Source organism: Bacillus manliponensis, from assembly GCF_000712595.1.
GTDB lineage: Bacteria > Bacillota > Bacilli > Bacillales > Bacillaceae_G > Bacillus_A > Bacillus_A manliponensis.
On sequence record NZ_JOTN01000009.1, the window covers coordinates 45,130 to 58,097 of the forward strand.

15 protein-coding genes are annotated in these 12,968 nt (G+C 37.0%); 13 read left to right on the forward strand and 2 right to left on the reverse strand.

The window, feature by feature from the left end:
* Positions 1-2 precede the first annotated feature (2 nt).
* The 9 genes from BAMA_RS12065 (at position 3) to BAMA_RS12105 (ending at position 5,786) form a co-directional block, all read left to right on the forward strand.
* On the forward strand, positions 3-989 hold the full coding sequence (locus BAMA_RS12065; protein ID WP_034639324.1) for an ABC transporter permease subunit: 987 nt from the start codon (positions 3-5) through the stop codon (positions 987-989).
* 299 nt (positions 990-1,288) lie between these two features.
* A complete protein-coding gene (locus BAMA_RS12070) occupies positions 1,289-1,552 on the forward strand; it encodes a metal-sensitive transcriptional regulator (protein ID WP_034639326.1) in 264 nt (87 codons plus the stop codon).
* Between the two features lie 87 nt (positions 1,553-1,639).
* A complete protein-coding gene (locus BAMA_RS12075) occupies positions 1,640-2,209 on the forward strand; it encodes a sulfurtransferase TusA family protein (protein ID WP_034639329.1) in 570 nt (189 codons plus the stop codon).
* Positions 2,210-2,248: 39 nt separating this feature from the next.
* Positions 2,249-3,379, forward strand: coding sequence for an MBL fold metallo-hydrolase (locus BAMA_RS12080; RefSeq protein WP_034639330.1), 1,131 nt, complete (start codon positions 2,249-2,251; stop codon positions 3,377-3,379).
* A 65-nt stretch (positions 3,380-3,444) separates the two neighbouring features.
* Complete coding sequence (locus BAMA_RS12085; protein ID WP_034639332.1) at positions 3,445-3,672, forward strand: sulfurtransferase TusA family protein; 228 nt, start codon at positions 3,445-3,447, stop codon at positions 3,670-3,672.
* 71 nt (positions 3,673-3,743) lie between these two features.
* Positions 3,744-4,106: a rhodanese-like domain-containing protein gene (locus BAMA_RS12090; RefSeq protein ID WP_034639336.1), complete on the forward strand. Its 363-nt coding sequence runs from the start codon at positions 3,744-3,746 to the stop codon at positions 4,104-4,106.
* Between the two features lie 15 nt (positions 4,107-4,121).
* On the forward strand, positions 4,122-4,418 hold the full coding sequence (locus BAMA_RS12095) for a rhodanese-like domain-containing protein (protein WP_034639338.1): 297 nt from the start codon (positions 4,122-4,124) through the stop codon (positions 4,416-4,418).
* Positions 4,419-4,475: 57 nt separating this feature from the next.
* Positions 4,476-4,955: a DsrE/DsrF/DrsH-like family protein gene (locus BAMA_RS12100; protein WP_034639339.1), complete on the forward strand. Its 480-nt coding sequence runs from the start codon at positions 4,476-4,478 to the stop codon at positions 4,953-4,955.
* A gap of 60 nt (positions 4,956-5,015) precedes the next feature.
* A complete protein-coding gene (locus BAMA_RS12105) occupies positions 5,016-5,786 on the forward strand; it encodes a sulfite exporter TauE/SafE family protein (RefSeq protein ID WP_034639341.1) in 771 nt (256 codons plus the stop codon).
* A gap of 18 nt (positions 5,787-5,804) precedes the next feature.
* Here BAMA_RS12105 and BAMA_RS12110 read toward each other — a convergent pair whose 3' ends face one another.
* Positions 5,805-6,911 carry an LCP family protein gene (locus BAMA_RS12110; protein WP_034639342.1) on the reverse strand — a complete coding sequence of 369 codons (1,107 nt, stop codon included), beginning with the start codon at positions 6,909-6,911 and terminating at the stop codon, positions 5,805-5,807.
* Positions 6,912-7,046: 135 nt separating this feature from the next.
* Positions 7,047-8,705 carry a Na/Pi cotransporter family protein gene (locus BAMA_RS12115; RefSeq protein WP_034639344.1) on the reverse strand — a complete coding sequence of 553 codons (1,659 nt, stop codon included), beginning with the start codon at positions 8,703-8,705 and terminating at the stop codon, positions 7,047-7,049.
* 463 nt (positions 8,706-9,168) lie between these two features.
* On the opposite strand from BAMA_RS12115, the gene BAMA_RS12120 reads away from it, so the two are divergent.
* The 4 genes from BAMA_RS12120 to BAMA_RS12135 are packed head-to-tail and all read left to right on the forward strand — an operon-like array spanning position 9,169 to position 12,963.
* The gene (locus BAMA_RS12120; protein WP_034639347.1) at positions 9,169-10,479 is read left to right on the forward strand and encodes a PTS sugar transporter subunit IIC; all 1,311 of its coding nucleotides are present in this window, start codon (positions 9,169-9,171) and stop codon (positions 10,477-10,479) included.
* Positions 10,455-10,733, forward strand: a complete 279-nt coding sequence (locus tag BAMA_RS12125) for a hypothetical protein (RefSeq protein WP_034639349.1) — start codon at positions 10,455-10,457, stop codon at positions 10,731-10,733. Before BAMA_RS12120 ends, BAMA_RS12125 begins: the two co-directional genes overlap by 25 nt.
* A 54-nt stretch (positions 10,734-10,787) precedes the next feature.
* A complete protein-coding gene (locus BAMA_RS12130) occupies positions 10,788-11,879 on the forward strand; it encodes an amidohydrolase/deacetylase family metallohydrolase (RefSeq protein ID WP_034639351.1) in 1,092 nt (363 codons plus the stop codon).
* The gene (locus BAMA_RS12135) at positions 11,869-12,963 is read left to right on the forward strand and encodes a DgaE family pyridoxal phosphate-dependent ammonia lyase (RefSeq protein ID WP_034639354.1); all 1,095 of its coding nucleotides are present in this window, start codon (positions 11,869-11,871) and stop codon (positions 12,961-12,963) included. The genes BAMA_RS12130 and BAMA_RS12135 overlap by 11 nt, the downstream gene beginning before the upstream one ends.
* The last annotated feature ends 5 nt before the right edge of the window (positions 12,964-12,968 follow it).

Here is a 12,968-nt window from a genome sequence, read left to right on the forward strand (position 1 = left end):
AGATGATAAAATATGTAATAAAGGAGAAGACATTTCTAATTGGCTTTTCGTTTATTTTCGTATTACTTGCAGCGAGTATTGGCAATACGTTGTTTAACGACGGAAAGATTCGGCAAGTTCCAATTATGTATCAAGACGGGGAAGTAGTAGGAGCGCCGCCTTTTCCGCCATCTTTTCAGTTTTTACTTGGTACAGACGAGGCAGGATACGATTTACTTCACGTTATTGTGCAAGGGGCAAAGTTTACAATTGGTTTATCAGCGTGCATTGCAATCAAGCAAGTTGTATGTGCTGTTGTAGTTGGTGTGGGCATTGGTACATTTTTGAAACGATGGAGCAGTAAGCTTGAATCGTTTTTTGATAGCTTTACAATTGTTCCACTTACGATTATTGCTTATTTCTTATTAATAAATGTATTAACGATGCCGATGAAAGGGTTTCAGCAACCATTTTACCAGCGTGCTTTATTTGAAATGTTCATTCTTACAATTTTGGCGGTTCCGACGACAGCATTTTATGTAGTCAATGAGGTGAAGAAATTATTTACGAAAGAATTTGTGGAAGCAGCTTCTGTTCTAGGCGGATCGAAGTTACATCTTGTACGGAAACATATTTTTCCGTATCTTCTTCCGTCACTGCTTATTTTACTTGTGCAGCAATTTAATAAAGTGCTTCTTGTGCTGGCACATCTTGGCGTACTAAAGATGTTCTTTGGCGGGACGGTTATCGATTATAGTCCGCAGCAAGAACCGCCAAAGACGTTATCATTTGAATGGTCTGGATTGATTGGTGATAAGTTCAGTATGATTTTCATTCATCCGTGGATTGCGCTCGTTCCGATTGTTTTCTTTTCGCTTACTGTTATTGCGGCTAATTTAGTGTTAATGGGATTACAAAATGCGATGGAGAAGGTGGAAAGCAAAGTCGCAGATGGGAAAGAAGAGTCACATGATATTGATGCGAAACAAAATACTACGATTGCCCAATAGGGTATTGCTTCAAATTTAAGAACGCCGTAAAAGAGGGGAGTAAAATAATTCTCTTCTCTTTTTTACGTTCCGTATATACATGTATGGGTATAGGTAATCTGTTTTTACGGGTAATAAGATTGCTGTAGATGATAGATTTAAGCTGTACGTAACGGCGAATGTCCGAAGCCAAATTGAAAAACAGAGGGTTTACAGAATACCACAAGGGGTATAATATAAAGGTGTAAGTGAAAGAAAACATTCAATTATAATTAAATAAATATTGTTTTAAAAAAGAAGTATACGGAGGTGAACGTATATTGGAATATAATCAAGATATGAAAAACCGTTTAAAACGTATAGAAGGTCAAGTTCGTGGTGTGCTTCGTATGATGGAAGAGGGAAAAGACTGTAAAGAAGTAATTACGCAGTTAACTGCATCACGCTCAGCGCTTGATCGTACAATTGGTTTAATTGTTGGGACGAATTTAGAGCACTGTCTTCGCGAACAGTTCGAAAAGGGCGATATGTCCAATGAAGATGTGATTAAAGAAGCGGTACAGTTACTTGTGAAGAGTAGATAATCTGTCAATCATATGTATTGACAGATTTTAAAAACAAAGTTAATATACCCATACAGGTATAAGTATGTTAAGTGAGGGGGAAGAAAGATGACAATAAAAGTAGATTTGACTTTAGATTGTAAAGGGTTAGCATGTCCAATGCCAATTGTTCGCACGAAAAAGGCAATCGACGCATTACAAGCTGGGCAAGTAGTGGAAGTGGAAGCAACAGATAAAGGATCATTAGCTGATATTCAAAGCTGGGCTAAAAATGTTGGTCATCAATATTTAGGTTCAAAAGAAGAAGACAATGTATTTAAGCATTACGTCCGAAAAGCGAGTGAGGTTGAAGTAAAAGAAGCAATTTCATATCCATATATAGTGACAAATGAAGAGTTAAAAGTAGCATTAGCGTCAGGTGAAAATTATATATTGTTAGATGTACGTGAGCCAGCAGAATTTATTTTTGGTCATATACCATCAGCAGTTTCGATTCCGTTAGGTGAATTAGAAGAACGATATGGTGAGCTAGATCAAATGAAATCCATTTATGTTATTTGTCGCACTGGTAGCCGTAGTGATTTAGCATGTCAATCACTAGAAAAACATGGTTTTTCTCATGTGAAAAATGTATTACCGGGCATGTCTGAATGGAAAGGTGCTATTGAAAAGAATTAAAAAATTTTACGATGAGATATACCGTAGGGGGTAAGGTAAATGAACGTTGTAGGATTACAAGCGAAAGAAATCGCAGAGAAAGCTTTATTTGGAGAATTGTTTATTTTAGATGTTCGTAACGAAGCAGATTATAACGATTGGAAAATTGAAGGAAAGGATGTTTCATCCTTTAATAAGCCGTACTTTGATTTATTAGAAGGTGTGGAAGATATTATTGATGAGCTTCCTAAAGATAAAGAAATTGTTGTTGTTTGTGCAAAAGAAGGTTCATCTATCTTTGTTGCTGAGCAGTTGAAAGAAGCGGGCACCAAACATGTTACTTATTTAGTAGGTGGGATGAAAGCGTGGAGTGAATATGTGAAGCCAATTTTTGTAGGACAGTTACAAGATGGCGGCAGCATGTATCAGTTTAACCGCGTTGGAAAAGGTTGTTTATCTTACATGGTTGTATCAAATGGGGAAGCAGCTGTTATTGATGCAGTGCGTACAACAGAAGTATATGAACAATTTGCGAAAGAACAAGGCGTTACGATTACAAATGTGTTAGATACGCATTTACATGCTGATCATATTTCAGGTGGTCGTAAGCTAGCAGAAAAAACAAACGGAACGTATTGGTTACCACCAAAAGATGCAGAGGAAGTGGTGTTTACGTATGAACCACTTGTCGATGGAACAGTCATTACAGTTGGAACAACAAAAATTGAAATGCAAGCCATTTATTCACCAGGGCACACAATTGGAAGTACGTCATTTGTTGTTGATGATACGTATCTTCTATCAGGAGACATTTTATTTGTTGATTCCATCGGTCGCCCAGACCTTGCTGGGAAAGCGGAAGATTGGGTAAGTGATTTACGAGGTACGTTATATAGCCGTTATAAAGATTTATCAAAAACGTTAACAGTTTTGCCAGCTCATTATTCAAAAGTGAGTGAGTTAGATGAACACGGTGCAGTTCGTGCAACATTAAAGCAATTATTTAAAGAAAACGCAGGGTTAAATATTGAGGATGAAGCACAGTTCCGCAAAGTCGTAACGGAAAACTTACCACCTCAGCCAAATGCATATGAAGAAATTCGTCAAGTGAACATGGGGAAGATCGTTCCGAACGAAGAGGAACAACGCGAAATGGAAATTGGTCCAAACCGCTGTGCAGTTCATGATTAATAAAGTGAAACTTCACTTAGTGAGAGTCTTATAGAAAAAATACAAACAACCTGGAGGGTACAAAAATGAACGTGAAACAAGTATTAGATGTAAAAGGATTAGCATGTCCAATGCCGATTGTAAAAACGAAAAAAGCGATGGATGCTTTACAGTCAGGAGAAGTGTTAGAAGTGCATTTAACAGATAAAGGTGCGCTAAAAGATATTCCGGCATGGGCAAAAACAGGTGGTCATGAAGTATTGCAGAACAGAGAGGAAAATGGTGTATTACAGTTTTGGATTCAAAAGGCATAAAACATATATAGGCCTGGTCTATGAATGATAGAACAGGCCTTTTTTCAAAGATGCGGATGGAGGTATAAGAAGTGAGTGAAATCTTCAATATTGTAATCATTGCACTAATCGTTTTATTTTTCGCTTCGCGCTTTTTACCAGTGAAAGGCGTAAGAAATATAAGTACAAAACAATTGAAAACGATGATGGAACAAAAGAGTGCACAGTTTGTTGATGTGCGAACGCCCGGTGAGTTTCGTGACAATCACATTCGAGGATTTCAGAACATCCCGTTACATGAACTTGGGCAAAAAGCAAATACGTTAGATAAAAATAAAGAAGTCATTGTTATTTGCCAAAGTGGAATGAGAAGTAAACAAGCAGCAAAAGTACTTAAGAAATTAAGGTTTACAAAGATTACAAATGTATCTGGCGGCATGAATATGTGGAATTAAGGAGGGGATAGGAAGATGAGAGAGATGGAAGTAAAACAATTAGAACAAAAATTGTTACATGGTGAACCGGTAAATATGATTGATGTTCGTGAAGTGAAAGAAGTAGCGGAAGGGAAAATCCCTGGGGTAATGAATATTCCGCTTGGATTATTACAATTTCGTATACATGAGTTAGATAAAGAAAAAGAGTACATTATCATTTGTCGTTCGGGCGGGAGAAGTGCAAAAGCGACTCAGTTTTTAGAAGAGCACGGTTATAAAGCCATCAATATGAATGGTGGTATGTTAGCTTGGAAAGGTGAAACAGAGTAGCGTTTTTCACACGAGTTTATATACCCATACACGTATGAGTAAACAGGAGGATTCAACATGGAACAAAAGAAGAAAACAACAATTGTCTTATTTAGCGGAGATTATGATAAAGCGATGGCGGCTTATATTATAGCGAACGGTGCGGCTGCGTATGATCACGAAGTAACGATTTTTCACACATTTTGGGGATTAAATGCACTTCGTAAAGATGAGCATGTACCAGTGAAGAAAAACTTTTTAGAAAAAATGTTTGGAAAGATGATGCCGCGCGGTGCGGATAAAATGGGTCTCTCAAACATGAACTTTGCGGGAATGGGACCGAAAATGATTAAACACATTATGAAAGAGCATAATGCGATGCCACTGCCAGATTTAATCGAGATGGCAAAAGAACAAGATGTAAAGCTTGTTGCATGCCAAATGACAGTGGATTTACTTGGATTAAAAGAAGAAGAGATTATGGAGGGCGTAGATTTTGCTGGTGTCGCAGCGTATTTAGCTGATGCTTCTGAAGGAAATGTAAATTTATTTATTTAATAGGTATCCCCCCATGTTTTAAGTTGGGGGATTACTCTTTTTTGGAGAGGTGCAGCATATATGAGTTTTAGCTTTATCATCCTTTTATTTATCATTGGTTTTATCGGATCGTTCATTTCAGGGATGGTTGGAATTGGCGGAGCGATTATTAACTATCCAATGATTCTTTATATACCAGCACTTTTTGGGTTTGCGAGCTATACAGCTCATGAAGTAAGCGGGATTACAGCTGTGCAAGTGTTTTTTGCAACGCTTGCTGGAGTGTGGGCATATAGGAAGAGTGGATACATTGAGAAAATACTTGTGTTATATATGGGCGTTAGCATTTTAAGTGGAAGCTTTGCAGGGAGTTTAAGTTCTACATTGTTAAATGAAAATGAAGTAAATGCTGTGTACGGAGTAATTGCTACAATTGCAGCAATTATGATGTTTGTGCCAAAGAAAGAGACGCTAACGAAAGAGCTCACCTATAACAAATGGGTAGCAAGTGTACTCGCGTTTATCGTTGGATTCGCTTCTGGAATTGTAGGAGCAGGCGGTGCATTCTTACTTGTTCCAATTATGCTTGTTGTTTTAAAGCTCCCAGTTCGAGTGACCATTGCAACGTCATTAACAGTTACATTTATTTCATCGATTGGAATTACCATTGGGAAGGTGACAGCAGGGCAAGTGCTATTTGGTCCTTCTATCATCGTTGCACTTGCAAGTATACTTGCTTCACCTCTTGGAGCACGGGTAGGGAAAAAGATGAGTCAAAGTTTACTGAGATGGATATTAGCACTACTAATTGTAGCCACGTCGATAAAAATATGGATAGATATGTTACATTGATATAAAAAACAAAGCCGTTTAACGTTCAACGGCTTTGTTTTTTTGTTCTTCCTCATTCTCGTTTTCATCTTCCTCTATTGTAGATTTGTTAACCGGAAGATCGAGGTGACTACGTAATTCTTCAGTTATGTCCTCTACGCTATCTTCGTGTGGCATATAATAATATGTGCGATGGATTTCAGGAGGCATGCACTTTTTATCTCCTGTTCCCATATAGCAGTCCTCACCAGTAATTTGTAATTTCTCCATTGAAGCACCCATGCCATATTTATAAAATGAAAGCATGTCATCAAATGATAAGTTTGTTTTGAAGTCACCGTTAATGTCATCAATGATCGTTCCTAATTTTGTGACAGAATTCATGCTTGTTAGTTCTTTAATCATAGCTTCGATAACAAGTTGTTGACGTTGACCACGCATGAAATCGCTATCAATTTTTCTAGTTCTAGCAAGTGCTAATGCCTCTTCACCGTTTAGTTCTTGTAGTCCTTTTTTAATACGAATTGCATCTGGCTTATCGTTGCTGTCTTGCTCTGTGAAGCTAACAGGTACATCTACTTCGATCCCACCTAAATTATCAACAATCGTCATGAAAGATTTGAAGTTAAATGTAACAAAGTAATCAACAGGGACATTAAATAAACGTTCAACTGCATCAATTGTAGCAGCTGGGCCACCATCATCTCCATTTTTTACAGCACCGTATGCATAGGAGTGTGTAATTTTGTCATTTCTCTTTTTTATCGGTAAATATGTATATGTATCTCGTGGAATACTAACTAATTTCACTGTTTTATCATCGTTATTAAATGTTGCAAGTAATAGGGCATCAGGATGAAAGGCTCCGTTATATTCCTCTTGGCGTCCTTCATTTTCATCAATTCCCATAATTAAAATGGAAACGTTATGAGTAAGCGGTTTTACTGCTGTTTCCCTTAATTTTGATTTCTCACCGCGAGATAGATTGTGAGAGGCGTTTTTAACTGCTGAGGAAGCTTTATTTACTAAAAATAGAGCGTAGCTACCTCCGAAAAGTAAGAAAAATGTAAGAATGATAGCGAGAATTTTCAGTTTTTTATATTTCTTTTTTTTGTTATTCTCATTTTTAAATGTTATTCGATCCATTCTATATACCCCTTTTATTTATAGTAACAATACAGACATATCACTTAATTATAATTCTTTGTTACAGAAAAGGATATTACAAATCATTTACATTTTTACATAAAAAAAGAGATGGCATTTGCCATCTCTCTTCCATTATGAAAGTGAACGTGTTGCTTGTCCGCTTGCTTTCTCACCTAATACAGCTTCTGCGATGTTTACCGCATGGTCTCCGATACGCTCTAAGTTACTTACCATATCGATGAAGACGATACTTGCATCACCAGTACAGCTGCGCTCGTTTAGACGCATTACGTGACGTTTACGTAATACACGTTCCATTTGGTCGATTTCACGCTCTTTAGATATAACCGTTTTTGCAAGGTCACTATCAAATTCTGATAAGGCACCAATTGCATCGTTTAATGTTGAAATTGTTAATGCAAGCATTTCATTTAATTCTTCCATTGCAACATCAGACATTGTAACACGATTTGAAATTTGGAAGTCCACTAATTCTACTAAGTTTTCTACATGATCACCAATACGCTCAATATCACCAACAACATCTGCTAGTGCAGAGTGCTTTTCTGAATCATGAGGTGATAGTGGTTTTGCAGAAATTGTTACTAAATACTCTGTGATTTTTCTATCTAAATTGTTGATTGCTGCTTCTAATTGAACAGCCATATCAGCATGTTTCTTTTGCTTTGTATTTAAGAATTCATTTGCTTCTTTTAATCCTTGTAATGAGAACTCAGCCATACGCACAACTTCTTTTTGTGCTTCTGTTAATGCGATTACTGGAGATTGTTCAACAAAGATTGGGTTTAAATGTTGTGGTTTGAAGTCAATAACTGAATCTTCACCACGAATAATTTTCGTTACAATCCATGCTAATACAGCGATGAATGGGAACTGAATAATTGTATTTGTTATGTTGAATGTTCCATGTGCAAATGCGATTGTCATTTCAGGTGTTAAATTCAACGTTTCTTGGAAGTAACTAATTAAACTTGTAAATGGAACAATTAAAATCGTAAAGATAACCGTTCCGATAATGTTAAACATAACATGTACTAAAGCAGCACGTCTTGCTGCAATAGAAGTACCAATTGCTGCTAATACAGCTGTAATTGTTGTTCCGATGTTGTCACCGAATAATACTGGCAGGGCAGCTTGTAAATCCATTGCTCCTTGGCCAAACAGTTCTTGTAAAATTCCGATAGTAGCACTAGAACTTTGTACGATTAATGTAAATACTGTACCAACGATAACACCTAAAATAGGGTTATCACTCATACTTAATGTTAGTTCTTGGAATGATTCTAACGTACGTAATGGCTTCATTCCAGCACTCATTAATTCTAAACCGAAGAATAAAGCACCAAACCCAAAGACAACTTGCCCAAGAGATTGCACCTTTTTATTTTTAAAGAAGAATAACAATACTGCACCTAATGCAATAATTGGTAACGCATATTCTCCAAGATCAATTCCGATGATAAATGCTGTAACAGTTGTCCCGATGTTAGCACCCATAATAACACCAATTGCTTGTCGTAGTGTCATAAATCCAGCACTTACAAGACCTACTGTTAAAGCAGTTGTTCCTGAACTTGATTGAATTAATGCAGTAACTAAAACACCCGCTAATACACCCATAAAAGGATTTGTTGTAAAGCGATCAAGAATATCACGTAGACGATCACCAGCTGCTTGTTGTAAGCCGTCGCCCATGTACTTAATACCGAATAAGAAAATCCCTAGTCCACCTAAGAACTGAAAGACCATTTCTTGAACATTGAATTCCACGCAGTCCACTCCTTAAAAAATTTCATGTACGGTTGTAATTATTAAATAAAAGTTGAGTTCTTGTAAATAATTTTCGATAAAAATTTACACTAAATTTACAAAGCGTTAAAAAAATTTACTTTTTTGGAGAAAATCCTTTGTTTTTTAGTCAAAATGGATTTTTTTGTAAAGGAATATAATTAACAGAGCACGTTATAAATTCTTTTGTATCGTTTACGTATACATAAGAAAATATGTACATACATTTGTAGTGAAATGAAGAAGGTTTATTTGAAAATAAAATTCAAAAGGAATTATTTACACGTGAAGAAGGAAAGCGCATTCATTTCCGCGAAACTTAATGTTATCCACAATAATAAATAATCGAAATGACATGTCAGTAAAGAACAATTTTTGTACTCATAAACATTATAATGTTATATCCTTATTATCTTTTTGTAGTTATAAAAAGGGAGGGTTATAAATGAATCGCTTTATGGGGTTTATGGAACAAAAAGTAATGCCAGTGGCACAAAAAATTGCAGGACAAAGGCATTTGTTGGCAATTCGAAATGGAGTGATTTCAACATTACCTTTAACAATTGTTGGTTCATTCTTTGTGCTGTTTTTAAACTTACCAATTGAGGCTTATATGGAATGGATTGAACCGCATCGACACATTTTAGAGATTCCATTTCGGTTTACCGTAGGGTTAATGGCTTTATATGCGGCTTTTGGCGTTGGGGCATCACTTGCTAGTTTTTATCAATTAAATCAATTGAGTGCGGGTTTACTTTCTGTTTTGGCTTTCTTATTAGCTTCCGTTCAGCCCATTCAAGTGATGGAGTCCGTTGATGGCGTCATTGATGCTGGTAGATATATTTCAATCGGACAATTAAGTGCAACGTCGTTGTTTGGAGCAATTGTGACATCCTTAATTGCGGTTGAAATTTATCATTTTATGATTAAGCGCAATATTTCAATTAAACTTCCAGACAGCGTTCCACCGGCTGTATCGAATTCATTTGCGGCATTAGTTCCAACACTAGTTATTATTTTATTATTTTGGGGCATTCGCTATGGACTGAATTTTGATATTAATACAACGATTACGTATTTGATTACTCCGCTGAAATCTTTGTTAGTTGGAAATAGTCTTCTTGGAGGACTAGTAACAGTATTTTTAATTGTCTTTTTCTGGTCATTTGGTATTCATGGTCCAGCTATTTTAGGACCGATTATCCGTCCGATGTGGGATGCAGCTATTCTTGAAAATATGGAAGTATTTACAGAAACAAGGAACGCGTATGAGCTACCAAATTTATTTACTGAGCAATTTATCCAATGGTTTGTTTGGATTGGTGGTTCTGGTTCAACGTTGGCATTAGTTGTGATGTTTATGTTCTCGAAATCAAAGTTTTTAAAAGAGCTTGGCAAGTTATCTTTTATACCGGGGCTGTTTAACATTAATGAACCAATTATTTTTGGAGCACCGATTGTGATGAATCCCATTTTAGTAATCCCATTTGTTATTGCACCGTTAGTAACGACAACGTTATCTTATTTTGCAGTTGTTTCAGGGTTAATCCCGATGATGATGGTAAAGTTGCCATTTACGATGATTTCACCAATTGCAGCAGTAGTGAGTACAGATTGGACAATTATGGCAGGTGTGTTAGTGCTCATTAATTTTACCATCTCATTTATCATTTATTATCCATTCTTTAAAGTGTATGAAAAACAACAACTAGTAGGAGAGGAGAAAAAAGGATGCTCGGAGTCATTATCGTCTTAATTACATTTGTTTTAGGGCAGTGGATGGCACACCGATTTGAGTGGATAAAGCAGAGATCATTATTAACGTTGCTGCTTTTATCTATCGTATGTATTGCTTGTTCAATTTGTATAGTCATTGTAACTGGAATACAGTCACCATTTGTCATTATCGTGCCAACAATCTTAAGTGCGACATGTTTGTCTGCTAAATATAGATTTACGAGTATGGCATTGTTACAACGGCTAAAGGAGATGCAAAAACATGAAGCATAAGCTAGCAATCACAAGGGATAGACATTTGTTGAAAAAAAAGGCTGGGGATTTGGAATGAGCCTTCTTTTACAAAATGCAAAGCTTGTAAATGGAGAAGTGAAGCATATTTTTGTAACGAATGATGAAATTGAACTGATTAGCGATACTGTGAAGAAGCAGGCTACTATGTCACTTGATTTAAAGGGAAAGATATATGTATCGAGTGGATGGATTGATATGCATACACATGCGTTTCCGAAGTTTTCGCCGTACTGCGCTTATCCAGATGAAATCGGCTATAAAACGGGGGTTACAACAGTTGTTGATGCTGGTAGCAGTGGGAGCGATACAATTGGTGAGTTTTATGAGTTAGCGAAGCAGTATAAAACTCGCATCTTTTCATTTATGAATATTTCTAAAGTTGGCTTAGCGCGAATTGATGAGCTTAGTAGAATAGAAGATTTACAATTTTCTTCTATTCAAAGAGCATACTGTGCGTATCCTGACTTTATTGCTGGCTTGAAAGTAAGAATGAGTGCCAGTGTTGTTGGAGAAAACGGTATTCAGCCATTACGTATTGCGAAGAAATATGGAAAGGAGCTAGATCTCCCAATCATGGTTCATATTGGGAGTGCTCCTCCTACAATTGAGGAAGTTTTGCCTTATTTAGAACAGGGAGATATTGTTACGCATTGCTTTCATGGAAAATCAAATAATCATATATTTTCTTGTTCCTATGAACCAATTCAAGAGTGTTTACAGGCAGGGGTTTCCTTTGATATTGGTCATGGTACAGCAAGCTTTTCCTTTGCAATTGCAAAACAAGCAAAAGAAAGAGGCATTCCATTTCACACAATTAGCACAGATATATATAACAGAAATAAAGAGAACGGTCCTGTTTATAACATGGCGACAACATTAACGAAATTTCTGTATTTAGGATACGACTTAGAAACCATTATTCAGGCTGTAACGGAGACACCTGCAAAGTTGCTACGGAAAGAGAAACTAGGGCGTTTAGAAAGAGGGGCAACAGCAGATTTAACGTTATTTACAGTAGAGCAGGATGAAGTATTACTGACTGATTCGCATGGAGAAACAGTCACATATCATCAAAAGATTTCTCCAAAAGCGGTCGTATTAGGAGGGGAATATATTGAACTTTGAAGAACTTGGGTTACGTAAAGTCATTAATGCGAGTGGGCGGATGAGTATATTAGGGGTATCAACATTGCATGAATCTGTTATAGAAGCTATGAAATTAGGCGGGGAGCATTACGTTGAAATGAAAGAATTAACGGAGAAAGCAGGAGCACGTATTGCAGAAAGGTTAGGAACAGAGGCAGCAATGGCTGTCAACTCTGCTTCAAGTGGTATTGCGTTATCAGTTGCTGGTGTGATTAGTAAAGGAAATTCGTATATCGCGGAGAAACTGTATGACTATCGTGAGGAACTTCCAAATGAAATTTTGATTCAGAAAGGTCATAATGTTGATTACGGTGCACCTGTGGAAACGATGGTGAAGCTTGGTGGTGGTTCTTTAAAAGAAGCTGGTTACAGTAATGGCTGTAGTTTAGAACAATTCAAGGGAGCAATTACGCCAAAAACGGCAGCGGTATTATATGTGAAATCTCACCATTGTGTACAAAAGAATATGTTGTCAGCCCAGCAAGTAAAGGAAATATGTGAGGCGCATCATATTCCCCTTATTATTGATGCTGCTGCAGAAGAGAATGTAACGAAATATGCGAAAGTAGCTGATTTAGTCATTTATAGTGGTTCCAAAGCGTTAGAAGGGCCAACATCAGGTATAGTAGCCGGAAAAGAACAGTATGTTTCCTATCTGTATCCGCATATGAAGGGAATCGGAAGGGCGATGAAGATTGGAAAAGAAGCAATCTTTGGGCTGTTACAAGCTCTTGAAAATTATAAAGAGGATGAGGATACGGCAGAAGACCAACAAAAGTGTGTCGCAGCGCTACGTGTATTAAATGAAATAGATGGAGTAAGAGTGTCAATTGTACAAGATGAAGGGGGGAGGCCAATCTATAGAGGGCGTGTACAAATTGATTCGTTACAAACAAAGCAAACGGCCCTGCAAGTGGTCGAGAAGTTGAAAGCGGGAGAGATCGCGATTTATACACGAGATTATTATGCAAACGTTGGTTATTTTGAGATTGATCCGCGCCCGTTGCGTAGCGGAGACATGGAAATCATAGTTTCGAAACTACAACAAATAGTAGGGGGATGACGCAT